This window comes from Candidatus Nitrosocosmicus sp. FF01, from assembly GCF_047711275.1.
GTDB lineage: Archaea > Thermoproteota > Nitrososphaeria > Nitrososphaerales > Nitrososphaeraceae > Nitrosocosmicus.
Genome location: NZ_JBLNIG010000001.1, coordinates 45,540 through 71,796 on the forward strand (window position 1 = coordinate 45,540; position 26,257 = coordinate 71,796).

Here is a 26,257-nt window from a genome sequence, read left to right on the forward strand (position 1 = left end):
GTTATCTTGCTTTTGAAAAAGGGGTTAATAATAGATATTTGAAGTCAATTTTGTTTCGCATATTGCCGAATCCACATACAATATAGAAACTTTCCCAGCGCATGTCTCAACTCAGTGGTATGGTCTTTGGTAACTATGTTGGCATCGAGGAATTACTTAAGAATGCCTATATTTGAAGCGTTTATTGTAATGACTATTCAAAGTTAGATACAGTGTTGAGCGTTCTTGTTTTACCTGCTATATCTCTTATCCTTTGAGGAGCGTTGTCGAAAGTTGATTCAGTAATTTTTCCCTTTGCTATTATCAAATAATTTTCTTTTATTTTCTTTAATGGACACCAGTATAGTAGTTGATTTATCTTATCCCATTTCGTCTCTTTGCTATTGTCAGTAGTAGTCCATACTGTAAATTGGGGTAGATAATGCAAGTGATATGGAATATAAATTACTGTAGGTTTATCCGAAATCACAGGGCCAGTCAAGCCAATGACTGCATATTTTGATTCAATTTCAATAAACAACTCCGTTGGTTCAGCAGAGCTCCTCATGGGATATGGGCGGCTAACTACATCCATATTCCTGGGTTTGCGGTCGGACCCTAACAAAGAATAGTTTTCAAGGTTCCAGTTGTCTTTACCTTCCTCAGTATTATAAAGATCATAATTCCAAATCGTTGAATTAAGCAAAAAGGCTTCAATTTGACTATATTGGATATCTAAATACTCTCTGACCTGCTCTCCTTCCTGAAAGGCTCCAAATTCTGTTAGGAAGGGTATGAGCTTTCTTTCAAGAGAGGCAATAGCTAATTGACCAAAAATATCTGGAAACTCTTTCTTATATGCATACATACTTTCAGGTATATTTACAAAGGAACTGGCAATAGCCATCGGATCGTAATAATGAAAGGATAATACCCCGTTAGAATCGAATTTAGACATTGATAGTTCATTTTTTGGAAGATAGGTGGTCAATTTCTTTGATACCAACTTCTTATCCGCCATTACTTTCTTTTTATGAAATACATGTTGAATGAGGTATTCCTTCAATAACCATCAAATCTTCCTACGGCTAATTAGATACCGACTAGTATTTACTTGAAGAAAAATTTATCATATCAAATTTAAGTCTTGTAGTCATATCAGAAATATTCACTTGGGTAAAAGGAGGTAAAAGAGTTTTGTCGGCTCGATTTAATACAGATGCTCATACTAATAATAGATCAAATACTAAATCCTTGAAAATATTTGATTGGATAAAAGCAGCAAAGATAATAAAAGAAAACAACATTCAAAATGCGAGCATAGGATTAGGTGTTACTTTAGATAATACTATACTCATACTGCAAAATGGAAAACCAATAAAAATTACTGCTAATATGTTTTTGTCTAGTGACTCTAATCCTGTCTTGATAAATAATGACAATGGAGAAATAATGAATTGCTTTTGTAGCATTACTGATCAAGATCTGGAATATAGCACCATTTATAACCCAACTTCAAATGAAGTAACAAAGGAATCTGCATGGCCGAAAGTGGCTATTGATATTATTAAAGAGACTTTTTATTACAAGTCTATCCGGGAAACCAAATTTTCACAGCTTTATTTGATAAGCCCGCTACTCTACTCTGCAAAGGTTTTAGAGTGTAGCTGTTTTGGTCTTTAATTAGTTAATTCAAAACTGAAGGTATACTTTTCGCTGTCTAATTCTGAAACATTTATCAAAATACTATCTAATATCAATTGCTAAGTCTGAAGAAATTGTGAGGAGAGTTTGAAATATTGACTTTAAGAATAATTGTTAAGGTGACCCGAAACATCAACAATATGAACTATGCTCAAGTAGCTGCAAGCAAACATCATGAGTGTGAAATCAAATGCCATAAGAAGAAGACATCATTTACATAAATTGTTGGCACTTACAAAATAAACAATGATGATCATAAAACCTTGGGCCGTTGGGTTCGTATCTGTGCTCCTTTTTAGAATGATTACAATTTTTGCATGTCAGCAATTGAAAATTATCAATGGTACTCACAAGTTATCATATACATGAAACATTATTAATGATTACCAATCAAAGCAATGGATATATATACAAGTTCAAAAGAACTGACGAGGTAGCAAGCCTATAATCATAGAAAGCTCGTTTCAAATCCTTATCTTAACCAAATTCAAAGTTTAGGAATGGTTTTGATAGTGATATGCAGCAATCAAAATTGAAATCCTGTGGTTCACCGAGCCATTCCTATATCCTGTTTAGCTATGGAATATAGTTAGTTATTGTAATTGAAGCCCTATGACTATTGTAATTTTGTCCATAAAGGGGTTTAGTTTTAGGTTTTGCCTGAAGATGTTGAACTATTAATTACATAAATCTGTCCTACTTTGATTCTGACTAGGACCCATTAAACTCCTTGTCTTTCTGCCATCTTTATATACTAAACGTTTCATAGTTTTCTTACACATGTATTTTCCAAGATACCATTTGAAGATTATGATAATAATGATGTGTCTTCATTTGTAATATCGAAAATACAAGAAGGAATCATGTGGCTATATTCATGTTATAAATCTTTTTTTTGTGTGTAGATGAAATCATGGAAAGGTGTATACATTTGCCTAGTTTATGCCATTACCTTCTTTTTTGTCCAGCTAAAGCGCGTTATGACAAACCACATATATACACTACAATAGTTCAAGATTTCATGAATTTGTAATCAGTTGAATGAAAAACTCGATGGTAACATATTAACAGATATTTACCGGTTTTGAGAAAATACTTTCTTTGTGATTGTATTAGCAGATGTGGGATTTGGCAATTGGATGTAACTAGCTGAAATTTATAAGATAAAAAACATTATCAATTATGACAAATATCGATCCAATTCCACATGGTTTTCATTCAGTAACTCCGTATATAATAGCCAAAGACACCTCAAAGGTGATAGACTTTTTATAACAAGCATTTGACGCAAAAGAAATTGACCGATTTGAAACAGAAAACTCGATAATGCATGCTATAGTTCAGATTGGTGACTCTAATGTCGTGTTATTTGATTCCAACGAAAATATGAAACCAATGCCTTGTTTTCTATATCTGTATGTTGAGAACGTAGATGAGACTTACAAAAATACACTAATGGCCGGCCCACTTCAATGAGAGAACCCGCCGATGAATTTTATGGAGATAGGGGTGCAGGAGTTTTAGATTTTGCAGGCAATAACTGGTATAACCCAACCCACAAAAAGGATGTTTCAAGAGAAGAACTCAAAAGGTTGACAGAAGAACAGATGAAGAAAATAGCAAATAAGGATAAGTAACATATTCTATATCTTTAGTTATCTCGGGTGAAACAAATAACTCTGAAAAAAATAAATAGCTTCTTTACAAGAAATTATCAAAAGTATTATAATACAATTTCTCTAAACAAAAATTTATTAATTTCGGGTTCGGCAGGCTTTATTTCCAGTATTATTATTGCACATTTTATTGCAGAAAATTCCATAGATTATGTTCTTAACTCTGCAATAACTGTGATCACAGGATTCTTTACCTATAAGATAATTTTTGCAATCCTTTTTCATATTGACAATAGACGAAAATATACAAAGCGATTTACAGGAAAAATTAACTATCTTGCATTTAGACGAATTCTAATCAAAATTCTATTTGCTAGTTCTATATTTGACACCGTTAATAATGCAGCAAGGTTTCTTTTGCTGATACAACTATTGAAACTAGAATATTCTGCGGTAGAGGCAGCTACAATTTCATCTATTATTGCCTCAATACTCTCATACATCGTAATAAACTTGGTTGTAAAATATATTAATTTATTTACCAAGAAGAAGTAATACACTCTGTTTATTCACAATAACTGCAGGAAAACTAGTTGCTGCATTTATGTGAATTTTTATTACCGTTATGGCTCAACAGGAACATAAACTTTCTAAATCAAGCGTGAAATTGCAGTAAGGGTTACGCTTTGAAATATCACTTTGGATGATACTGAAATCCTGTGGTTAACCGAGCCAATTCTTTTCTCCCTCATAGATACGGATCGGAAGATGGCATTATCTCAACTTAATTTGGTAGATTTTACTTAATTCTTATGACTTATTACATCTATTTTATAGGAAACAAATTCACTTCAGTCCATATCGAGAACTAAATTGTCGTTGACTTCGACTACCTTTTTTTGTAATACCGAATCTTTGCTCGTAGTCTCCAAAAACTATTATTTTTCCTTTCGTCATTTCCATGATAAATTCTACAAAGTTGTTATTATAGACTAATCTAACTTTTTTATTAAATAAGGAATTAGGAAATATGTCTAAAGCAGTCTCATTTGCTTCGTTAATGAGATCTAATTCAAAACTTGAATTTATAGGCAGTAGGATATCATTTCTGTCTAAATGAAACTTTTTTAGTTCTTCATTGTCAACTAATCGTACATGTATGGATCATTTTACCTTAAATCTATTGTACAACACCATTGGACTTTTCATTGCTACAAAACGCACTCATAACTTCATCTTCCATCTCACTGGCTGCAATAGGCTTGTAAAGTGAAAGTATTGGCGTCATTAAACCATTAGTATGCCTTTGTTTTGTACAGATGATATATGACATTTTGCACCTATTAAGCAAATCATGTCACATATCGTCGTTAGTGTATACTTTTCGGCAATTCGATACCGATTCTAAATTAATACCTCATAACCGTCAGTAATTTGCCCACTATAAGCAGTTGTTGTTACAAACTAATGGTCATATTCAAAATTTTGGAAATAAATACCTTGATTAGTTTATTAGTATTTATGAAAAAATCTCATACTGATGCGAACGGAGATTTGTAAAGTTAAAAGCAAGTTTCCCGTTTAAAGAATATGGTAATGAAAAAATAAATGCCTATGCTAATGCTAAAATGTAAAACTTGTGGTATTATCTTTAGTGCAATGTATATACCTGACATGATTGAATTTCGCGAAAAATCCCATAGTGATTCAAATCTGATTCATAGTTGCACCAGAGGTCACTCAAATCACTATCTAATCGAGAATTATATAGATTTGTCTTGAATCTTGTATTTACACGTTGCTTCTTGATTTGTCATCAATATATGATTTTCAATTCAAGACAGCAAACGATAAGATTCTACATAGATAACTGAAGAATTTATCACAAATTCAGCCAATATGGATAACCAATTATACTCCACTTAAGTTATTCATCTGAAATTTTCTATACTTACTAACCAAATACTCGTTTAGTATAAATTTAGCAACATTTTCAATCAAATTTACTTTCGTTTCGACACATAATGTTGTATTTCTAGAGAAGTATACCTGAAGCGTACCAATTTCCATGGGCAGGCTCTGTAAACACAATTATAACTTCTCTCTCAATATTCTCAGTAATTGCTTCTGCTAATCTATCTTTTTCTCTTTGATTTCTATGATTATACATTTGGATACGCACTATAGGTATCGCAATCATTGTTACTGATGCTAATAAGACTCTTTATGCTAGTTTCCATGCATAATCTTAATTTATTTTGAGAAACAATGGATAATGCTATATGTATGTAAATTGATGTCATTTACCTACTATACATCGATGAACGTAAAATCTTGGACCATTGGGTCATTTCTATGCTCTTGTTTAACTTAATACAAATCTTGTATATTGTAGGTGTAATACCATTGCTATTCACTATATACCAAAAAATTTAGTTATTGAAACATTATTGCTGTTAGAGAAAGAATTTGTTCTTTGTATGATGCTGGAGCATATACGACAATAACTATCCACTCGTCTGTGGTTTAAGCCCTTTAACATACATTGATTACCCAATATTCGTATGTAATAGTGCATTCGAATGATGGTAACACCTATGATTACCTTAATCTAGTAAAATTAGTAAATTCATATATAACCTTAAATAACTTGCAGCATAGAGTATATTATGTCAATAAATGATAATGAAGCTGAAGCCACAATTGCAAATCAGCCTAAGCGATCAAAAAGCAACAACTATGTATATTTTCAAAGTGAAGCTATTCTAAAGAAAAAGAGATAATTAACTTTTAGGATTGTCTTAATTAAAATTATATAAATTGACCACAGACGTGTAATTTAGACACGATCGAGTGCTTTTGAACTTTAAATCGATATGAGACAAGGTTACGCGATAATTATTTATATTGATATAGAAAAGTTGATGATCTTTTATACGATTAGCAATATTAGATGGTATTCATGGTTATGCGGTTGCAGTTACCGTTTACGAAAATAATGGAATTAGTTCAGATTCTATTACCATGTTTTAAATCCAAATAAGGTATTTTGTTCCATTTGTTGTAATAATCTCATGTAATTGCACCATTAATAAGCAATATCACATGTTATCATTTACCGCAATGTTCTTATACTAAGAAATATAGATGATACTGTGAGAAAAATAATAGAAGTAATCAACAAGAGAAATCAATCTCAAAATCCTAAGAATGGTTCTACCCGAATAAAAAACAGTATTGATGGAGTACGATATATTGAAGCCTTTCAAAATGGCAGTTGGAGATTTTTACGTAATTATTAGGAGTTATTCATATCGAATAGGATGAATGCTGTATTCGTGTAGCATTTGTTTATCCGGATTCATTTTTAGACTGGTTTGTTTCGATATTTGATTCTAATATTCAATACCGGGTTTTACCCGTCGCTTCAAATCAGGAATGCCTCATACACATTACCTAACCTGCAATTCTATGAATGTCGATTATAATAATATGATCGTAATATTCATATTTATGGATAAATATGTCAGTGATTTTTGCAATTGTAATCAACAAAATCAAATAATTCGGTATATCTTTCTTGTATATTAATAACAATCTTTATCATCATGAAGTATGACTGTATATTGTGAATTCCACTAGACGAAAAGGCGACCGCAATCATAGGGTTACGTGTAGTTTATGCAACGGAGGGTTAAGTATCATGTCCGATTCTGATCTAAGGTTACATGATGAAATATGGCACCATAAAAACTCTATTGACTATTTTATTAGGCATAAAAAAATCGATTAATTTCTCTTTTCTACAACTTAGAGTCACTAGGGTTAAGATAATTATTGGGGATTGGTTGGTTATTTCCACAATTACTTTACTCTTTTAGTTTGCAAATCTATCTAATGTGAATAGACATTAAAATAAGGAATTAAGATTCAGGTAGTTTTCATTGCTTTTCTAAAATGCTTAGATTCTCTGTTATTTCTTCTTCAAACAACTCTTTTGTATAACCGTGAACTTCTATACCTTACTTGATTGCTTTTTCAATTAGATCTTCTTTTGTCAAATATCTCGAGTAAATTCTTAATAGTAATCGATGTGTGGGTGATATAGGATTTGTTACATTATATCTACGAAACTTTCTCACAAAAAACTTGATAATAATGATACAAAGATTATCCAGTTGATGCTCGAAGGAAAAAATAATAGGGAAATTTCTAAACTCCTGTCAATACCTTTGTCCACCATTCAGAGAAGAGCAAGACACATTTTCGCAAGTGGCATTATAACTTCAAGAATCGAACTTGATTATGAAAAACTTGGATACAAGACAGGACTTTTACATATCTAACTTGAGAATGGCAATATTGATATAGTGGCTAAAAGAATTGACGAACTTGAAGGAGTGACTTCAATTGAGATCCACATTGGAAACTCCGATATTTTAGCCAATGTAGTTTATAAAGACGGGAAGAAACTTTTGTCGCTAGTAGCTACAATCAAAAATCTTGAGGTAGTAGAAAGAATCGTCTGGTCCGAAATGGTTTACCAGTCTCCTCATAAAAACTTAGAAGTTAAGCTGGATATGTAGTAGCAATTATACCAATTATTTTGCCGTTTCTGTAAATTAAAGTCATTGATTTAAATCACAAAATCAAATTTGCCTTTTATGTGAAGCACAGGTCACATATAACTTCAAAATTACATTGGTCCTTAAATGCGGATATATCTATATATTGTTATACATTGACCCGAATACTTAAAATTGATAAATCTTTAACTACTAAAACTTCAAAAACTGACAAAAGAACTCATGATGATGTGACATACTACGAACCATTTTCGATTATTTTTGATAAGATTAATATCCGGATATTGCAGGAACTATTAAAAAATCATAATATAAAATCTTCTGAAATTTCACTCAGGTTAAAGGTCCCTCTATCCACCATCCAAAGAAGAAGAACTCGAATTGAGAAGTCAGGATTTTTACAACATAAATACGAAATAGACCCCAAAAAAATTTGCACTGAGAAGTGCTGATCTATTTGTCGACATATCAAAAGGAGATTGTGAAGAAATAGCAAAGGAAATTTTGAACAAATACCGTAAAAACATACTACAAGTTACGATTAGAATGGGGAAGTCCAAAGGTAAATCTTATTGCAACTGTGGTTTACAAAGATACCGACGAGATATTCGAAATTATGCAACATATTAGAAGAATGGAACACGTTGAAAACGTAGAATGGTCGGAAATTGTAAAAACTGTCCTCAAGAATGACAGTGGTATACTCCAAAGCATATTTGAATAGTTTGTCTATCACATTAAAGAGAACAAAAAACATACAGGAGCGTAAGAGATCCTTCCATAAATATCATTTTTAGACATATGGTAATTCATTGATTTGGCTTGTCAGACTTGGATAATAAATCAAAATCATCATCATGATACAAGAATCCTCTTTTAGTTCTCTACATTGTCTAAAAGATAGAGGAAACTCATTCGCAAGTTCACATGAGAAATCAAAATATAAAGATACTATGTCTTCGTATCAGAAAATCTCTAGTTTTCCTTGTAATTCTTCAATAGACCTCTGAATATGGTCAAATTTGTTACTAATCCCCACGCGCCCAAACTTAGTGTTACTAGATATGATAATAAAAATATTACGAGAATGGAGTTAGCGCCACATTTGCATTTAAATTATCTAAAGTCGATAAACTTTTAGATGTTATTATGGGGAATTAGACGAGGTTAGACTCAATAAAATAAAGATTCTTGTCGTCAGATAGTTTTGACTCGTGAAAACAGGTTTTCTATTAGTCCATGTTTATCAATTTTTACTTCTTTAAGTAATTCAGACCATTGTATAGAGTCAATATGTTCAATTGTATTAAATGTGCGCATGATTCCATATACTTCGTCGTTGTCCTTGTAAGCAATTCTAACTACCAAATTGATATCGGGCTGGCCAAGGCGTACTGTTACTTCCAAAATGCTTTTTGAGTGTTGTTTGACGATATCGCTTACAATGGTTTCGATATCTCCTTTTGAAATCTTTATCAGGAGATCTGCAACCCTCAATCCTAATTTGTGAAAATCGATTTCAAAACTTTTTTTCAATACCGCCGAAGTTTCTATCCTACTTCTTCTTCGTTGAATAGTCGATAGGGGGATATCAATTTTTTCTGATATTTCTGATGATTTGATATCGGGGTTCTTGATAATATTTCTCAAGATTTCAATATTTATTCTATCCAAAAAAATAGCCGGCTTTTCTGATGCAGCAAATTCTGTTTTTCTCTCCCTAAGTTTATTCGCAGAAGAATTTTGAATATTGTTAGTGGTTTTTTTTGACTTTTTTGGCATATAATATTAATGATGAATTACTTTTTTAATTTAAAAATGTTGTGAGTTGCCAAAAAAATAATATTTATCTTTGCGTATCAAATTAAATGTTATTTTGAAACTCCGTCGATAGATCTTTGGTAATTTTGACTGCAAACTACCTTCCGAATCTTTAAGTCGGCTGTGAACCAATTGCAATAAATAATAAACACATTTAACTCATAGATTCTTAATTCAAGTGGTATGATGGGATTTGATATTTTCTGATGATTATGAAGAAAACAAGCCCATTTTAGTAAAAAATGATTCTCCGGGCTTATCAACAGGGGATAGCGTTAAACCATCTTCGCTCTCTTCTAGTATCATGGTCCACCATACATTCTAAAGATAAAATTCATAATCAACTTTCCCAAATCACAATAGTGATAGAGGATCCTGGTGAAGCAGAAAGAATTTTTTTGAATTTGGTAAATAATGCAAAGGAGGAGATCCTAATTATGTTTCCATCTATTGGTGCATTAACAAGAGAGGGGTTATTCATCGAACTAGTGAATAGGAAAATAAACGAGCATGCCGCCATAAGTATAATGTCTCCCCTAAACAGAGATATTAAAAATTATTTATCAGAATCTAACAAACAAGAAAACATCAAACAATATAATAGAAATATTGTCGTAAGGGAAATAGCAAAATCACAGAGGATAAAATCTACAATTCTCATTGTAGATAAAAAGTTCTTGCTTACAGTGGAACTTAATGATGACTCAAAACAAACATTTAGGGAGGCTTCGGGATTATCCACATATTCCACTAGTAAGCCTACAGTTTCGTCATATCTGTCTATCTTTAATAGTCTATGGGATCAAACAGAGTTATATCATAATCTAAGAACTGCAAATGAAAAACTAGTTGAAAGTGAACAACTAGAACGTGAATTTATTAACACTGCAGCCCATGAACTACGGACGCCTACGCAGGCCATAACAGGATATATAGAATTAGATGATGAACTGCTTGATCACTTGATTAAATTAGAAAATAAATTAGAACCGCAAGAATTAGAAAGACTTCATAAAAAACTTTTTGAGCACCATGAAAGTATCTCTAGAAACGCGACAAGGCTAGAGAATTTAATCAATAATCTGCTAGATGTTGCAAGGATAGATTCTAATCAAAAAGACTTGATAATGCTACACAAAGAAAAGATAGATTTAGTAAAAGAGATCAAAGATCTTTTAAATTTTCATCTTGATCAAAAGTTAAAAGGTAAGAACATCAAAATAAATTTTATCAATGATACGTTACTAAATGAGCAATATTGGATCCATGCTGACAGGTCTAGGCTAAACCAGATATTGAACAACTTGATCGATAATGCTATCAAATTCTCCAAGAACAGTGGAACTCTAGACATACTGATTTATGAGACCGACGCAATCCAGGAAAATGAAACAAGACGGATTAGGAATTTGAAAATCAAATCAGCACAATCAAATCAGGATGAATCAGAGCATGTATACATTGCCATATCCGACTCTGGAAGGGGAATTTCTCCATCTATATTGCCAAGACTATTTGAAAAATTCAATACAGATTCAAATGTAGGAACAGGGCTTGGACTTTATATCAGCAAAAAATTGGTTGAGGCCATGGGTGGTAAGATATGGGCTTTTAACAACAACGATGGAATTGGTTCTACGTTTGTATTTAGTTTACCACTTTCAACAAAAGATAGAACAACTGAAAAAGACTCTTCTTGAGTAAGGATTACATCTTTAGATTTTGTTTGTATATAATTTATTTAAAAGTGGATTAGGTTTAATCTTGAACCATATCCCCACTCGCCCAAACTGTTACTGCTGAACGAATATAATCTACCATAAATTAAGCACTAACATGTGTCATCAGTTCAAAGAATTTATTGTATTGATAAATACAATAAAGTTCGGCACTACATATTACTTTTGAAATACTGATATTAGTATCTATTTTCAAATCAATAATAAATAGCAAATCTAAAATACTCTGATCAAATCAGTTAAAGAATTAGCCAATTTAATAATCGATAAGAATAACTAAATATCATAATTATATTTGTCTATCTTACAATATCTATTTAGCATAGAACCCTACTAACTCATAGTTTAAGGCATGATTTCTTATACCGTAAATCTGGGTCGTGATAATACTATAGGAAATATTTCTATTACTATCTCTATGGTGGTTAATTATTCTATACAAATCTGATCAAGATTCTGAAATTAAAATGCAGTTGTGCTGTAACTCTCTTACCTCTAGGAACTTTATCCACACGCGCCCAAACTAAATGACATTATAAATGGGATCGACATTACCACACTCCAAGATTAGAATCTTTTTCTATATTCTAGCTTATATGTAAAGTTGTACCAAACATATACAAAGACATTCAAATAATAATAATGCTATCAGCTTTTTGTCGCTAATTTATCCACATTCTGATAAATCAAGTATGTTGTTCTTCCTTTTAATGGTTAAAAAATCTATGTGTATATTCAAAAAAAATTATTACTATTATTTCGTAGTGTTATGATCAAATAATTGTGAGTATTTGTTTACAATGAGAAATGCATATTTACTTTTATCTTGTGATAGGTACGTCATCATTTTTACGAGATTTTGTGGACATAGATGTTTCAAATTACTTTTCATCAATCAACATATGACAACACTACAGTTTGAAAAAATACAACAACACCTCTGTATTATATTACATCTTAACTTGATAGTAATTGCTAAAGTTAATAGGATTCTTGATGAATTTCTCTCCTTTATATGGTGTAGAACCCCATTACCACAAGGAACTTAATCCCCATACGCCCAGACTGTTACTAAACATTCAAACAAAGCATCAGATATTGAGCACAAATATTCTCAATCAGATTAAAGAATTTACGCTACTAAAATGTTATAGAATCCTCCTATCGTTGGGAACCTGACTCCTATTGACGAGAACTTAAGAAAATATAGTTTCACTACAAATATAGTTCATTTAGCATAAACTAATTATCTGATTGATAATAGATCGATGGACTTTGAAATATTAACCAAATTTAGCATACAATACGATTCATGCTACAACCAAAAGCTTGACCTATTTCTTTTATAACTTTATCCATATATTATCGGTATATTATACAATCACAGGTTTAGGTTTCTTTATTACTCAAAAATTTAATTTATTTTTCTTTGCAAGAAAAATTTGACTGTGTCTTTTGATACACAATCGTTTAATTAATTTTCCTTAATATATCTATGGCTCTGTTAACTTAATTCATTATATCCTTATTGTGTTTACATACAAATAGATTCAACCAATTTATCACATGATTTAGTTTACAGTTTGCTTTTCGACACGGAAAGTAATCATCGAAACTTTCAGTCCTGTCCTTAATATATTGCATAGTTCTTTCAATCAAGCTTTTCTCTAAAGGAGAATGAAGATGATGTCTTATCTTTAGGAACCTACAAGCCTGAGGGTACCATGTTCCACCATCTGTTGATACAGGATGCTTTCCATGAATTTTAACTAGACCTGATAAGAATCTCTCAGCAACGAACATGTTTCTTTCCTTGGAGATAGATAGTGCGAGAATTTGCCTGTTCTTAGGCTCTATTGCTACCCATAGCCAGATGTATTCTGAACCAACCTTAATAATGGTTTCATCTACTAGGTACTCTGAAATTTTCTTCCTCTTTGATGATATCCTTTGATGATTATGTTTCTGAATCCAATTCCATATGGCTACATGACTTCTCCTGACTTTGTGTAGAAAGAACATTGCTTTGGCAACGCCTCTGGTTGATAATCCCAGAAAATACAAATACAAAGCGCGACTAATATCTAAAGAAGGTGTTCTGTTTCTTTTGCTTAACATAACAGAAATAGAGCATCTTCAAGCTAAATCATTTTCTTAAGTTAACAGAGCCATATCTATACATGATTCCATTTATAAGCAGATCAAGCTGCCAAATGCTCAATTTTTTCTCTATTGCAGTATTATTCGTTTGATTTTCCCTTCTAAAACGCAATATAAAATATTATGAATTATGAAAATCTCACAGATATTATAAATTCATCGTGAGCCTGAAATGTGGTTCATAAAATCTAAGTAATAAATCACCGACTATCTTTTCATTTCGTCTTTGAAAACTATAGTGATCATTTACAAGACGAGATGGAAGTAATTCTTTATTGGATTTTTGAAGCTAGGATCAGGTTAGTAGTTTACTTCTTCACATAGCAATTGCAACTACAAACGATTATCATTCTCCAAAGGAATTTAATACAATTTTTCCATCTATCTGTTAGAACCCTATTGTCACTGGGGACTTAATCCCCGCGCGCCCAAACTAAATGTTACTATCGAGGGTAAGGATATTATGACATATGTCAGAGTTGAATTCTGCTGAAAAGCATTAATGTAAAATTAATACCAAATTCTATTCAATCTTGAACAATCCCAAAAATTACTACACTAGTGTAGTAAATTTACTTCATTTATTTAAGTTCCTTGGTGAGCATCGGCAAACTAATAATAAACTTTGCTCCATCTTTCTTTTTTTTATCTGCGAAGATATTTCCGCCATGTGCCTCTATAATTTTCCTGGAAATATATAGCCCAAGCCCGTAGCCATCCGTTGACTTAAACTTTTTAAATAAATCTCTCATAATTTTTGAGTCAATACCTTGGCCGTTGTCCTCTATGCTTATTTCAATTATTTGTCCTTTCTTTTTTCCATACCTAGATGAATTTGTGAACGTCGTCATTGTGGTTGTCAATTCCTTGATTCTTATAGATATGATACCCTGCTTCTCTACATTTGGTTTTCTTGATATAGATTTTATTGAGTTATGGATCAAATTTGAAAGTGCTTGCTCAATTCTATTCCTGTCAGCTACAATAAAGTACTCTTTCTCAGAGTAATTAAATCTAAATTCTATTTTTTTACCTGTTTTCCTTAATAAGTTATCAAAGATCTTTATTATATTTGAAATTGATTTACTGAGATCAAATTTCTTCTTATCTATGCTAAATATATTGTCTTCTATATGTGAAACGTCTAAAAGATTTTCAGTTAATGCATTAAGTTTCTGTCCACAATTGATAACCGAATCGAGTAACTCTATTTGTCTTTTATCTTTTATCTTGTCTTTTACATATTCTGTCAAACCAATTATTGGCTGAATTGGATTTCTTAGTTCATGGGCAATCATGCCAAGAAACTCTTGTTGCATTCTCTTATGTGAATGAAGTTTTTCATTGATTTTCTTTAAACTCTCAAACATTTCTGCTTGGTTCCATATAGTTTCAAAAATACCTGTATACGATAGAGCCGTAGTTTGACCATCAATAAAAGTAGTGATGCCCAAAGCTATTGGTGTATTTGTTATAGTATCGTCTTTAATCTTTAGTATGATTGTTGTGGTTTTATCGATTATTGTTATTCTATGATAAATCGGAAAGTTAATTTGGGTTGTTCTAAATTTAATATGCGAGTAATTTTTCTTTATTTCTCTTAGATAATCCATTCCTTGACTTTGTATAATGAGAATCTTTACCAAAATCCCATCAGATGCCAATTCATTTAATTTTTCTAGGTTTTTTGACCTTTCCATCCGAATCAGACCATTAAATGAGGGAAGAATGATCAGTATGTCTTTCTGCGCTAGCGAATAATATTTTTTGATCAGGCGTAAAGATTTTTGCGGATTTGATATTATCCTTGCCTTGAAGAATTCCGAATCCGTCAATTCCTTAATTCTATCTTCTGCTACTACGGACTGTTTCCATATTTTGTTAAATATATGATAAAAATGTTCAACATACAATGGGTCATTACTGAGAAGCAAATGAGAGAAGAAATTATTACCCCCTATCGTGTTCTCTGTAGTGGAAGCAATATATTTGTCGCTTACTACAAAATTTATTGGTAGTCTTTCTGACGTATGTCTTATCTTTAGGGGATCTCTTGTAAATGCATTAACAACATCAATATCTTTATTATCATTTATTGAAGTGATCCATCTGATAGCTTTAGATTTTCCTTCGTGATGTTTCTCTATCATCTTTTTATTGATGTCAAGATAATATTTACTAATTAATTGCATATAGTCAGCGGTACAGCATACAGATAGATTCTTTGATTCCATGATTACTTTATATATATTCGATGCTGCTTCTTGCGCATTTTCTAATACTTGAGTTTTGATCGGTTCAATTTCCAATTCAATTTCTTTAATTCTTTTCAAAGCAGAAATAGAGTTACTCCATAATGTTTCAAACAAATACTGCCCTTGCACGACTACATCATCTGAATTGCTATAAATGATTTGTGTCATAGGCTGACCTTTACCAAAAACAGTAGCTGCCATGTACTCTGAATCATTAACAACCATCACACATTTTATCTCGTCCAGATGACGTAACTCGTAATTCAAATTCAACAACTCCTTGCATTTTTGGGTGTTCTCTGGAGTTATCTCGGTAATACATCTGATTTTTCCGCCTCTGCATAAATAATCTTGAGAGTCTTTATAGAAAGCGGGATTCTCAAACATTACAGATAAAGTTGACTTATCAAGAGTAAGGTTCATTTGCCATGATGAATTTTTGATAAATCCAATACTTTTGATTACTATATTCTCTATATCTGAGTGATTTTTAGATTTTGAGGGCTCTGATCTACTTTTCGTTGTATCTAATCAACATATAAGAAACTGACTAATATAAAAGCAGTATATTGGAGCTATTAATTCTCGATACCTATCAAATACCAAGGAACCAGTAGCTTAGAACTCATAAGCAAATAATAACATACCAGTCGAATCCAATCTTAATTCTTTTAAAACAAGAAATTACTCTTTTATTTGTGAATCTCTATGTAGGATGTTCTGGGTGGACGTACTCCGGATGGAAGGGTACATTTTATCCTAATAACCTCGAAAATTGGAAGCGACTCTCATATTATTCAAGATTTTTTGATTTTGTAGAAGTCGATTCAACTTTTTATTATGTACCATCAAGAAATATTATAGAAGGATGGAAAAACAAGACTCCAGATGATTTTAAATTTTCATTTAAATTTCCACAAGTAGTAACACATGTCAATAAACTGGAAAGAGTTTCAAAATACGTTGAATACTTTTTTTATGCATTAGAACCAATATTGGAAAAAACACTAATGCTTTTAATTCAACTTCCATCGTTTATGTCAGCAAAGGTAGGGTTAGATTCACTAAAACACTTTATTAATAAATTAGACAATAGGTACAGATACGCATTAGAAGTTAGAGAATCATCGTGGTTTGATTTTCCTATCTATGATTTCTTGAATCAAAATGATATCACGCTAATATGGCGCGTGAGGACTGATTTAAAAACACCGACATTTATAACAACTGATACTATTTACTTGAGGTTCATTGGTGATAGGATTACTGAAGAGAGGAATTTTGGATTAGATGTTATGGACAAGGAAGGTGAGTTAAAAGAATACGTCGACCATATTGTAGATGCAAAAAGGGATCATCATATTAAAGACATCATCGTTACCTTCAATAACAATTATGCTGGATTTGGGCCGCAATTAGCGGGTGAGTTCTCAAGGTTGATGTATGAACCTCAATAGAATAAAAAATTAATAGAAATGATCTGCTAAAATATATTGGTGAAATTGTAAATCATGCCAGGATCGTTCTTATTAATCATGTTCAATATTACTAAAATACTTGGTAACTCGATACAATGTTTTATAGCTATCAATAAAGTAAACTAATTTTTAATAGATGTGTTGTATCAACAATAATAGAAAAGATAAACCAGACCTGTTAAAGAACATGAGCTGATTTTAGAGTTTGCTTCCACAGAATGGACAGAAATTAAAAATGTACTCATCAATACGTTTAGGGTAACCGTCATCGTCCATACAGAATATCTCTACCCTGTTTTTTTCTATTACGTTGATTCCAAAACCTCTCTGAAAAGAGTCATCTTCTAAATCATGTAATTCTCTACAACAATATTTTTTCATATTGATGACACGCTATCTATCCATCAGCTCGTAACAAACGCAATATTAATCCTTACTCTTGAAGGTATATGTTGCCAATTGGATACGTTTATTTTAACCTTTTATTACAAGGGCTTTACTAAAGTGGAATTAAAATCAGTCAAACCCGATCGATTCCGATCGATTAACTTGTAGGAATTGTTTTCAGATCGGTGGTTCATTTAAGTCTTCCAGTCTATTTTCAGACATATTAATAAATTTCAATAAATCGTTTACTGATTGGGGACCCATGCCTATGACGTATCCGAGGAAGAGGAACTAGTACTACAAATTACTTTGGTTAGTATAATCTTGGGACTCAAAGATCCTATTCAGCCTTGAACCATATTTCCATGGATCATGGATCTTCTCTTGGTTAATCATGTATTGTTGAAAACATTAGAACTATCATCTTATTATTTCATTTTACTTTTAATTACAATCGTAATGAGAAGGTTTATCCTCGTATTCTTAAATATCAGACTGTTGTATATACGTTCTAAACATATGCAATCATTTTCAATCATTGTAATTTTGACTGTATGTATGGTTTCTTTGGTTTCCATGACATTTTCTTGCTATGGAGGATTTGATTCACTGACCCTAGAATCTGCTTTTGCTCAACTGAATACTAACAACATTATTCAAATCATAAGTACATCCACCTACATAGATGACTTTGGTAATTTTCATATTATAGGTGAGGTAAATAACACATCACCGGATCCTCAAACAAATATCCAAATTACTGCGCTTTTATCTGATACAAACAACAACCTCTTAGTTGGCAATTACTCGGGGTTTTCATCAATATCGACTCTTAGACAAACGGAACTATCTCCATTTGATATAGTAATACAAAATCCCCAACAAATTTTGGGTTCCTTTAACTTTATGGAATTTACAACTACTTCGCAACCTGCGATAGAGAAACCAGCAAACCTTGTATTAAATGGAACTAGTGCATTTTTAGACGATATTGCCGATCCTCACATCGCTGGTAATATACTAAATCAAGGACCATCACCCGAACAATTCATAAATTTAGTTGCAACATTCTATGATAATTCTAGCTTAGGCGTAATAGGGACTCAAAGTTTCGGTCTAAACGTTGGCAATTTGCCTCAGAATCAGATGGTACCATTTGATATCACTATCACAGACAACAATACCAAATACAAAGCCAAATTCTATTCACTAAACATGGATTCTACTCAAAGTTCAATGACTTTTCCAACCAACACAAAATTTTTCTTTAATGATGATGGTTTTGGTGGTGATGTAGCAGGTACAGGATTTATTGATAATGGTGATGGAAGTCAATTTGCCACTCCATCGCCTTTAAGCGGAAATCAGGGGTTTGTAAATGGAGATAACACTGGTCGATCTTCCGGATCAGGATCCAGTAACAGTAATTCTGATCCTTCTCTTCCTCCTACCGGTGCTGATCTTGACATTGAAATAATTGTTGAAGATGATCCTTTGGTGAGAGGAAATTTTCAAACAATAGATGTGATAGTTAGTGATGAAAATACACAAGAAAAAATTGCTAATGCAACTACTGATTTGAGGGTATTTTACACTAGTGATCTTGATACAGCAGAAAGTGGACAAACAAATAATGACGGAATAGCAACATTCGAGATTGAAATTGGTCCAGGATCTAACCCTGGTAATTTTGATGTTACAGCCACAGTCAATGCAGTGGGATATAATCCAGAAACTGCCGAAGCAACTTTTGAGGTAATTGAAGAACCTGATAATACTAATGAAACAAGCAGTCAAAACAATACTACAGATACAAATAACAATAATGGCACTGGCACTAACGGTAGTGAGGGAGAAAATAATGGAAACATGAATACGAATGAAGACTCAGAACCAGATCCCATAAATGATCAGGAACAACAACCCGAACAAGCGGAACAAAATGAGAATGGTAATGATGAAGGTAATTCCGGTGAAGACAGCAGTAGTGATAATAGCAATGGTGATGGAGTTAGTAATGAACAGGATGATGGTAACAGCGATGAAAGTGAAAACTAACATATAGATTGAAACACCCTTGTATCTTATGTCTTCGTAATAGCTCTTCATTCTTTTTTATTGATCGCAGAATCTAACCCACATGTTTTCTGCATCTCTACTAGGATGTTTAGGTTGAAATTATGACAATCCATCTCACAAAGTGGGATGGCTAAATGTATTCCATCCTGATAATAAAACACGAAAACCCATATGCTATTCATAATTCTTCAACACACTTGAAATGGATACCACGTTTTACAATAGAAACTATCAACATATGACTCGAACTATTTATCGGAATCTCAAATGATATTGATTTTGACCCTATCAACAATTATCGAATTTTGATGATGGCTGATTCGATTCAACCTTGAATCGAATCCCAGCGTATGAAAACTCTATGATCCGATTTGGTAAAGATATTGTAATTTAAAGGGAATTATTGAATTGGGTCTTTGCGTTTGGATTTATTTTCCTTTATGGGTATATCCTCAATCAATGTGGCCATAATTTTTGCCCTCAGTACTTCCAAAGCCTCTTTATCCAAAACAAAGCCCTCATTAACTACTTCACCGTCGTCTTGATAGATTTTCTTTCCAATAGAGTAAAAGCCCTTGTAAAGTTCTTTACCTTTGTGCTTTTTGTATAAATCCCTAACATACGCTTCCTCAATATCGACCATAGCCACAAAAGATGAAGAATATCAAATAGATAAGTTTACTGATATTTTATAGAGAACCTGGTAATTATTTTGAAAAATGGAAATAGGTAGTGAATTTTCTGTTATGTTCTATTGGCCCTCATTTACTCCACTAATAGTTCCAAAAGCATTGTCTGTGATATTGAGTCCTTCTCGAAAGATTTGTCCACCATCTGTTGATACTTTTGCGTAAGGTAGAAACGATGTGTCCTTTTGTTCCCAATAAGAGATGATTACATTATCACCTTCCGCAGATATTCCTGCAATAACTGAATCATAATTATCGGTGTTACTTACATTGGTTATGGGACCAAATGTCTGTCCATTGTCAGTTGATGCTCTAAAATCTACTTCATAGTTTGAATTTACTGTACCTACATTGGTAAACCATACGATGTACACGTTATCACCTGTTATGACAGTAGGGCCTTTGCTTCTGCTGCCTCAGCAGGTTCGCCCTATCGGGATGAAGAGTTGCATAGGCCTGAAGCCCAATTGTACCACTTACAACGGTCACAGTTACTGTCAATATTGCAACTAAGATGCTAAATAAAACAAATTTTGAATTCATGCCAAAGTAATGGTAAATGGTATCATATAAGCAGAGATGTTATCTTGCACCTTTAAACATCAAAAGAGATTCAATTCCCCCAATCTTAGATGCTTGGATTCGATTCAACCTTGAAGTATTCGTATATCTCTTAATGAATACAATGTAGATGGTTCTATTATTAAGAAATATAGAAGAAAGAAGGTAAAGGAGGAGGCTTCTTATATAATGAAGTGTGATATTAGAGAAAATTGATATCTTTATATCATCACCACTGTAAAGGCATCTATAGAAAATGGTGTTAAAAAGCGTTCTCTCCAAAACAATAGTAAAAATCGGATTGCTGTCGCTTATTCAAATAATTTTTATTATTGCCATTTTCGGTACATTAACATATATTCAGTCACAGCAAACCTTGTTGGGAAATACTATTAATATAGCGGGTAAAAATCGTTTTCTTACAATAAATCTCCTTTACGAAATATCCGAATTTTTGAGTAAATCCTCTTCTGCTACCACAAGTCTCGAAAATTACAGCACTTCTCGCATAAGTAACGCAGAACAACAACTGGCGTCTAACATCATGGTCTTAAAAGATGGTGGTATTACTTCAGCAGTACAGTTAAAGCCGCTTCCTAGTGATTTTTTGGATGCTTGGAATAAAGTAGATTCACATTGGACAGATCTTAAAACAACGATACAAGACCAAATCTATGATAGATTCGCAATAGAGAATATTAAAACTAACACAGAGATTGATCAAACAGTACACACCGGTTTAGATAATTCTTTAAAAGAAGAACTTATTTCAAAAGCTTTTAATCTCGTTAATTCATCGGATGCTTTGGTTACCCAAATAAGTCAAAAAGTTGAAAGCAACTGGGATGAATTAATCAAATTGCAGATCATTTTTGGAGTTTTGATTGTAATATTAATTCTATTCATTTTGTTTATCTTCCAACGTTTGCTTAGACCCATCACCTTACTAACAAGAGCTACTTCTGAGATAAAAAAAGGGAATTTGGATGTATCAGTTGACTATAAGGGCGGAAATGAACTTTCAGAGCTTACGGAGTCATTTAATTCTATGGTTTCTACTATCAAAAGAGACGTTAAAAAGCAATCTGAAATGACCACCCAGTTGACACAACTAAATGTACAGTTAAAAGAAAACGACAGGGCAAAGAATGAATTTATTTCTATGATGAGCCATGAACTAAGAACACCATTAGTTCCAATTAAAGGGTATACTGAATTGCTCTTAAAGCCTCATAAAATTGGTGAATTAAACGAAAAACAAGCAAAGGCTGTTCAAATAATTTATAGAAATGAAAAAAAACTGGAATCGCTAGTGGAGAATATACTAGATATTTATAAATTTGATATGGGTATAATAAAGCTCGACAGAAAAGATCTCCCAATATTACATCTCTTTAATAACGTTATAAATGATCTAAAAACTGGAATCGAAGAAAAGCAGGCTACCATAATGACAGAAATTAATACAACAGTACAAAAGGTTGTTTGTGATGAGAAAAGAATAGAACAAGTTCTATCCAATTTGATTAAGAATTCTCTTGATTTCATTCCAAATAATTCCGGAAAAATTATGTTAAAAGTGGAGGAATTAAAGAAAACAGATAATGTTCAAATTCCTGGGGAAAAGCATCTTGTATTTTCTGTAGAAGACAATGGTCCGGGTGTTCCAGTAGACAAAATGAATAAACTATTTCACAAGTTTTATCAAATCGACACTGCTCTTACAAGAAAATACGGTGGAACCGGCTTAGGTTTGGTAATATGTCGAGATATAATTGAGGCCCATGGTGGTAAGATATGGATTGATAAAGAATATAATCAGGGGGCGGCTTTTAGATTTGCAATACCTTTTTAAATCGAGATGATTTATGGTTATACCTTTTTAGTTATTAAATAATAAAATTCATTGTATCTGCATCTGAAGCATTTGAAATAACATAATTAGTTGACTTAGTCAATTATGATATTGATGTTATTACTAAGGCGTAGATTGATAAATACTACATCTAGAAAAGTATTTTTCAACTCTTCCAGATGTAAACTTCAAGCCTAAATGATGGGTGGATTCTATGTTAAGACGTCCGCTAAAAACATTATTAATTAGTAGGTAGAAATATTTTGCATAAATCAGAATGTAACTTATTTTTTATCGCAAATTCTCCTCACATTAGCTAGATCTTCAAACATTTACAGTATTTGTTTTATAATTATTGATATTACAGTAGTAAAGGAAGGTTTGTATTATTGGGTATAGGTTTGGGTTCTGGTATAGTTGTCCTAGTCTTGATGAAAGAAACCAAAAATAATAGCGAATAAGATTATGACGGGTAAAACAATCTTTTTCTGCCTATGAAATAATTTATCGGATAGTAATGGACAGTCTTGGGATCGGGTTCAACCTTGGACCTTAATCCCTACGCGCACAAACTGTGATACGGACAGAAATGCAAGGAATACTATAATGTTGATACTTTCCAAATCTTAGGGATATAACCGACGAGCAAAAAAATTCACACGGCGACATTCTTGAATTTCTTGATTTAAGAACTAAACGCTTTCGTAATTCTATTTATTCTATCATGCCCTTGTTTTTCTATTGTTTTTAACCCTTGGTCTAAATACTTCAAATATAATCGCAATATTCTCATTTCCTCAGTGTAATTTTTTCCCCCATCATTTAATTTTTCGAGTTCTAGTTTAAATAGACCTATTAGTATTTTAGTGTGATTTATTATAACATTTTTAGTTATATATCGTGATTGCAGAACATTACATAGCCATCTTATATAATCTGTGAAAATGTTTATTTCCGTTAGATAAACTGCTATTGCTAATTGCTTCAGTGTTCTGACTGTATCATTATAAGTATGCCGTTTTCCAGTTTCCCCCCATTTCCTTACTGCCATTGAATCCCTAGTAAAATAGATATTGGTGGCAGCATCAGCAATTTTTGATATTGCATCATCATTAAAAGACCCGTCTGGGGTGATTAGTCGCATCCTATATCCTTTTTCATTGAGAGCGAACTAATTAATCTTTTATAAGAGATACTTAATTATAAAATCACAGATTATAGTAAATAATGACATTTGTCGCAATTTCGAAAGTTCTTGTAAAACCCCACGTTGCAGATAAATTCGAAGAAGCGTTTAGGAACAGATCTAGAATGGTTGATTCATTTGATGGTTTTGTTGGATTAAACTTTTTGAGAAGCCAGAGACACAATAACTTGTTTATAGGAATATTTCATTTCAAAGATAAAGGATCTTTTGCTAAATATATGGCAAGTAAGGAGCACAATATTTCTCATAGCAATAGTAAATCATTATCGCCTGAAATTATTTCCAATTCTGTCGAGTTTTATGATCTGATAACAAACTAAAAGCATCTATTATGCCAAAGTAAACTAATTTTAATTGACGGATAATATAAAGAATAATTTAGTAATATGATCAGTAAATGATGCCTCGATGTAGTTATATGAATTTGGGAATAAAACCAGATAGTGTAATTTGCTGTTATATTTTTTACAACGAGCAAATAACATTAAACTAAATGACAATTTACTCCTAAATCGCAATTTTTTTGCGTAATCATTTTAACCATGAAAAATAAAATAGAATAAAACTATTTGTCCGTAGCAGGTAAAATAAAATAAAATGTGGCACCATTATCATCATGATTATTTGTTGCCCATATTCCCCCGCCATGTGCTTCTACAATTCCTTTACATATCGATAAACCTAGGCCCGATCCGCCATGACTTCTCTTTAATTTGTGGTCTATCTGATAAAACTTTGTAAATAGTTTATCCATCTTATTTTCTGGAATTCCTATTCCATTGTCTTTTACGCCAAATAGTACAAAGTATTTTACAGCGGCATTGTCCTTATAACATTGGACGGTTTCTTTTAGTTCAAAAGGGATCAATTTCTCATTATTAATTTTTTCCGCCTCTTTAACCGATACTAATATCCTTCCTCCATTGGAAGGAACGAAATCTATAGAGTTTTTGACTAGATTCACCAGAACTTGCTCTATTCTCTTTTTGTCACAGAATATTGGATGTTGAACTCCTATATCTGTAACTAATTTTACTCTTTTATATGTCGTAAGTGGAATTATATTATTGATCGCATCGTCTATCAATGATTTTGCGTCCACCATTTCTTTTGATATCGTTATTTTGCCTAAATCAAGCTTATACGCATCAAGGCTGTCGGATATCAATGATTCAAGATTGACCGCATTACGTCTGATGGTTTGGATGGCCTTTTTATAATATTCATTTAATTCACCCCTTTTTTCTTTTAACATCATTTCTGAATATAATAAGATTGTAGTAACAGGACTCTTCATTTCATGGCTTACCATGGAGACAAATTCTTCTTTCAATTTCTCTATTTCTTTTAGGTTCCGATATTTTGATTCCTCAATGTTAAGCATTTTTTTTAAATCTGCAATGGTTTTTGCCGACAGTTTCTGCAAAGATGATAGAAATCGTAAGGCATCAGAAATATCTGAAGCAACATGGTCTACTAAAAGTACCTCTTGGTGTTGATCCAGTACAAAATCCTTAACTTTTTGATATTTGAATAAGCGGCCTCCTACAATAACGATGGAGTCTTTTAACGGAGGTTGATCTCTTATTATTTTCAAAGTTTTGATCAATGCCAGTAAATTTTCCATCATGGTAATAGAGATACATATGAGATCATATTTTTTAGAGGATTTTGATAACACTGTAGTTAGGTCCGCCAGTGGAAGACTCTGACCCAAAAATTCTACCTTCCAACCCATTCTTGACAACAAGATTGCAAACATTTTTAATCCCACATAATGAAATTCACCTTCTACAACCAACAGCAATGCGGTTCCAATATTCACATCCCTACTGAATTTAACTTGGTATGGATCTTGTATAAAGGCGGTTATCAAATCCAACGAGATCTGCGTTGCATAATGCTCATCAGATATCGATATCTTATTTTCCTCCCATAACTTTCCAACTAAATATTGACTATAGTAAATAATATTGAAAACGTCGATTACGTTGACATTATTTTTAATTTCTTTAAATATTATCTTATCTGCTTGATCTTTATCTCTCATTATTAACGCATTTACATATTCATTTGAAATTTTTTTCAAATAGGGAGATAACAATTTATTAATTTTCAATCAAGTTGTTCATTTGGTATTT

Annotated in this window: 22 protein-coding genes; 13 read left to right on the forward strand and 9 right to left on the reverse strand. The window is 32.2% G+C overall.

Annotation, left to right across the window (positions count from 1 at the left end; all coding sequences use genetic code 11):
• Positions 1-193 precede the first annotated feature (193 nt).
• Positions 194-1,045 carry a hypothetical protein gene (locus ACMT7R_RS00260; protein ID WP_415309435.1) on the reverse strand — a complete coding sequence of 284 codons (852 nt, stop codon included), beginning with the start codon at positions 1,043-1,045 and terminating at the stop codon, positions 194-196.
• Positions 1,046-1,176: 131 nt separating this feature from the next.
• On the opposite strand from ACMT7R_RS00260, the gene ACMT7R_RS00265 reads away from it, so the two are divergent.
• From ACMT7R_RS00265 to ACMT7R_RS00285, 5 genes are all read left to right on the forward strand, one after another.
• On the forward strand, positions 1,177-1,662 hold the full coding sequence (locus tag ACMT7R_RS00265) for a hypothetical protein (RefSeq protein WP_415309436.1): 486 nt from the start codon (positions 1,177-1,179) through the stop codon (positions 1,660-1,662).
• A 116-nt stretch (positions 1,663-1,778) separates the two neighbouring features.
• Positions 1,779-1,904, forward strand: a complete 126-nt coding sequence (locus ACMT7R_RS00270) for a hypothetical protein (RefSeq protein ID WP_415309437.1) — start codon at positions 1,779-1,781, stop codon at positions 1,902-1,904.
• Positions 1,905-3,009: 1,105 nt separating this feature from the next.
• Positions 3,010-3,159: a hypothetical protein gene (locus tag ACMT7R_RS00275; protein ID WP_415309438.1), complete on the forward strand. Its 150-nt coding sequence runs from the start codon at positions 3,010-3,012 to the stop codon at positions 3,157-3,159.
• Positions 3,156-3,320 carry a hypothetical protein gene (locus tag ACMT7R_RS00280; protein WP_415309439.1) on the forward strand — a complete coding sequence of 55 codons (165 nt, stop codon included), beginning with the start codon at positions 3,156-3,158 and terminating at the stop codon, positions 3,318-3,320. Before ACMT7R_RS00275 ends, ACMT7R_RS00280 begins: the two co-directional genes overlap by 4 nt.
• Positions 3,321-3,347: 27 nt before the next feature.
• Positions 3,348-3,854, forward strand: a complete 507-nt coding sequence (locus ACMT7R_RS00285; protein WP_415309440.1) for a hypothetical protein — start codon at positions 3,348-3,350, stop codon at positions 3,852-3,854.
• Positions 3,855-5,334: 1,480 nt separating this feature from the next.
• On the opposite strand, the gene ACMT7R_RS00290 is transcribed toward ACMT7R_RS00285, so the two are convergent.
• Complete coding sequence (locus ACMT7R_RS00290) at positions 5,335-5,469, reverse strand: tautomerase family protein (RefSeq protein WP_415309441.1); 135 nt, start codon at positions 5,467-5,469, stop codon at positions 5,335-5,337.
• A 2,008-nt stretch (positions 5,470-7,477) separates the two neighbouring features.
• Between ACMT7R_RS00290 and ACMT7R_RS00295 the strand changes: the two genes are divergently transcribed.
• The 3 genes from ACMT7R_RS00295 (at position 7,478) to ACMT7R_RS00305 (ending at position 8,337) form a co-directional block, all read left to right on the forward strand.
• On the forward strand, positions 7,478-7,645 hold the full coding sequence (locus ACMT7R_RS00295) for a hypothetical protein (protein WP_415309442.1): 168 nt from the start codon (positions 7,478-7,480) through the stop codon (positions 7,643-7,645).
• Between the two features lie 24 nt (positions 7,646-7,669).
• Positions 7,670-7,885: a hypothetical protein gene (locus ACMT7R_RS00300; RefSeq protein WP_415309443.1), complete on the forward strand. Its 216-nt coding sequence runs from the start codon at positions 7,670-7,672 to the stop codon at positions 7,883-7,885.
• 230 nt (positions 7,886-8,115) lie between these two features.
• Complete coding sequence (locus ACMT7R_RS00305; protein WP_415310524.1) at positions 8,116-8,337, forward strand: winged helix-turn-helix transcriptional regulator; 222 nt, start codon at positions 8,116-8,118, stop codon at positions 8,335-8,337.
• A 745-nt stretch (positions 8,338-9,082) separates the two neighbouring features.
• Here ACMT7R_RS00305 and ACMT7R_RS00310 read toward each other — a convergent pair.
• A complete protein-coding gene (locus ACMT7R_RS00310) occupies positions 9,083-9,667 on the reverse strand; it encodes an Lrp/AsnC family transcriptional regulator (RefSeq protein ID WP_415309444.1) in 585 nt (194 codons plus the stop codon).
• Between the two features lie 476 nt (positions 9,668-10,143).
• Here ACMT7R_RS00310 and ACMT7R_RS00315 point away from each other — a divergent pair, with 476 nt between their 5' ends.
• The gene (locus ACMT7R_RS00315; protein WP_415309445.1) at positions 10,144-11,406 is read left to right on the forward strand and encodes a sensor histidine kinase; all 1,263 of its coding nucleotides are present in this window, start codon (positions 10,144-10,146) and stop codon (positions 11,404-11,406) included.
• Positions 11,407-12,954: 1,548 nt separating this feature from the next.
• On the opposite strand, the gene ACMT7R_RS00320 is transcribed toward ACMT7R_RS00315, so the two are convergent.
• Both ACMT7R_RS00320 and ACMT7R_RS00325 read right to left on the reverse strand, forming a co-directional pair.
• Complete coding sequence (locus tag ACMT7R_RS00320; RefSeq protein WP_415309446.1) at positions 12,955-13,563, reverse strand: DDE-type integrase/transposase/recombinase; 609 nt, start codon at positions 13,561-13,563, stop codon at positions 12,955-12,957.
• Between the two features lie 623 nt (positions 13,564-14,186).
• On the reverse strand, positions 14,187-16,283 hold the full coding sequence (locus ACMT7R_RS00325; protein ID WP_415309447.1) for a sensor histidine kinase: 2,097 nt from the start codon (positions 16,281-16,283) through the stop codon (positions 14,187-14,189).
• Positions 16,284-16,558: 275 nt separating this feature from the next.
• On the opposite strand from ACMT7R_RS00325, the gene ACMT7R_RS00330 reads away from it, so the two are divergent.
• Complete coding sequence (locus ACMT7R_RS00330) at positions 16,559-17,317, forward strand: DUF72 domain-containing protein (protein ID WP_415309448.1); 759 nt, start codon at positions 16,559-16,561, stop codon at positions 17,315-17,317.
• A gap of 927 nt (positions 17,318-18,244) precedes the next feature.
• On the forward strand, positions 18,245-19,783 hold the full coding sequence (locus ACMT7R_RS00335) for a hypothetical protein (protein WP_415309449.1): 1,539 nt from the start codon (positions 18,245-18,247) through the stop codon (positions 19,781-19,783).
• Positions 19,784-20,204: 421 nt separating this feature from the next.
• On the opposite strand, the gene ACMT7R_RS00340 is transcribed toward ACMT7R_RS00335, so the two are convergent.
• Both ACMT7R_RS00340 and ACMT7R_RS00345 read right to left on the reverse strand, forming a co-directional pair.
• The gene (locus tag ACMT7R_RS00340) at positions 20,205-20,447 is read right to left on the reverse strand and encodes a hypothetical protein (RefSeq protein WP_415309450.1); all 243 of its coding nucleotides are present in this window, start codon (positions 20,445-20,447) and stop codon (positions 20,205-20,207) included.
• A 108-nt stretch (positions 20,448-20,555) separates the two neighbouring features.
• On the reverse strand, positions 20,556-20,867 hold the full coding sequence (locus tag ACMT7R_RS00345) for a hypothetical protein (RefSeq protein ID WP_415309451.1): 312 nt from the start codon (positions 20,865-20,867) through the stop codon (positions 20,556-20,558).
• 443 nt (positions 20,868-21,310) lie between these two features.
• On the opposite strand from ACMT7R_RS00345, the gene ACMT7R_RS00350 reads away from it, so the two are divergent.
• On the forward strand, positions 21,311-22,909 hold the full coding sequence (locus tag ACMT7R_RS00350) for an ATP-binding protein (RefSeq protein WP_415309452.1): 1,599 nt from the start codon (positions 21,311-21,313) through the stop codon (positions 22,907-22,909).
• 685 nt (positions 22,910-23,594) lie between these two features.
• On the opposite strand, the gene ACMT7R_RS00355 is transcribed toward ACMT7R_RS00350, so the two are convergent.
• Positions 23,595-24,053 carry a hypothetical protein gene (locus ACMT7R_RS00355; protein WP_415309453.1) on the reverse strand — a complete coding sequence of 153 codons (459 nt, stop codon included), beginning with the start codon at positions 24,051-24,053 and terminating at the stop codon, positions 23,595-23,597.
• A gap of 83 nt (positions 24,054-24,136) precedes the next feature.
• Here ACMT7R_RS00355 and ACMT7R_RS00360 point away from each other — a divergent pair, with 83 nt between their 5' ends.
• Positions 24,137-24,436, forward strand: a complete 300-nt coding sequence (locus tag ACMT7R_RS00360) for an antibiotic biosynthesis monooxygenase family protein (protein ID WP_415309454.1) — start codon at positions 24,137-24,139, stop codon at positions 24,434-24,436.
• 245 nt (positions 24,437-24,681) lie between these two features.
• Here ACMT7R_RS00360 and ACMT7R_RS00365 read toward each other — a convergent pair whose 3' ends face one another.
• Positions 24,682-26,235 carry an ATP-binding protein gene (locus ACMT7R_RS00365; RefSeq protein ID WP_415309455.1) on the reverse strand — a complete coding sequence of 518 codons (1,554 nt, stop codon included), beginning with the start codon at positions 26,233-26,235 and terminating at the stop codon, positions 24,682-24,684.
• Between the last annotated feature and the right edge of the window lie 22 nt (positions 26,236-26,257).